The sequence below is a fragment of the Pantoea sp. SM3 genome (assembly GCF_000963995.1).
GTDB lineage: Bacteria > Pseudomonadota > Gammaproteobacteria > Enterobacterales > Enterobacteriaceae > Pantoea > Pantoea rwandensis_B.
In genome coordinates this window covers 1-494 of record NZ_JZRD01000085.1, presented here as the reverse complement: position 1 = coordinate 494, position 494 = coordinate 1, and the positions used below count along the sequence as shown (strand labels likewise).

General features: G+C 58.7%; 2 protein-coding genes. Both read left to right on the top strand.

All coding sequences use genetic code 11. The annotated features are described in order from the left end of the window. Positions 1-4: 4 nt before the first annotated feature. The gene (ycgZ, locus tag VI01_RS24525; protein ID WP_045816998.1) at positions 5-205 is read left to right on the top strand and encodes a regulatory protein YcgZ; all 201 of its coding nucleotides are present in this window, start codon (positions 5-7) and stop codon (positions 203-205) included. Positions 206-301: 96 nt separating this feature from the next. Continuing rightward, a partial coding sequence (locus tag VI01_RS24520) for a hypothetical protein (protein WP_045816997.1) occupies positions 302-494 on the top strand: 193 nt, incomplete at its 3' end.

The following is a 494-nucleotide window of genomic DNA, read 5'->3' as shown; positions in this document are numbered from 1 at the left end:
CGACATTGCGCATTACTTCAGCAAGGCGTCGGCGCCAACCCAGCAGGAAACGCTGGGGCAGATTGTCGTAGAAATCCTGCGCGCAGGCAAGAACCTTAATCGTAAGGCCATCTGTTCCAAACTGCTGCGCCGCCTTGAAGTGGCAGCGAATCAGGAAGAAGAGCGTCATTACCAGACGCTTATCGGCATGCTGTTTGAACGCTGAGTTACCCCGGTGTGATGAGGCGGGACCCGCAGCATGCATTCAGGATCGCCCGGAATGGCCATCCTGCCCGGAAGGCACGAACCGGAAGATGCGGGTATGAATAATAAAGATTTAACTCGTCTGGCCGACGTTGTGCTGGGCGAGGCGGTGGTCGCGCTGATGAGCAGCGAAGATGATATCAGCGCAGACGGCGTGGCACGCCAGCTTCGCGCTATGAACGGCGGCGAGACGAACCCGGAAAGGCGTGCAGCCATTGCCCTGGCGTTGGGCGAGGTGCAGAGCGAGTTTG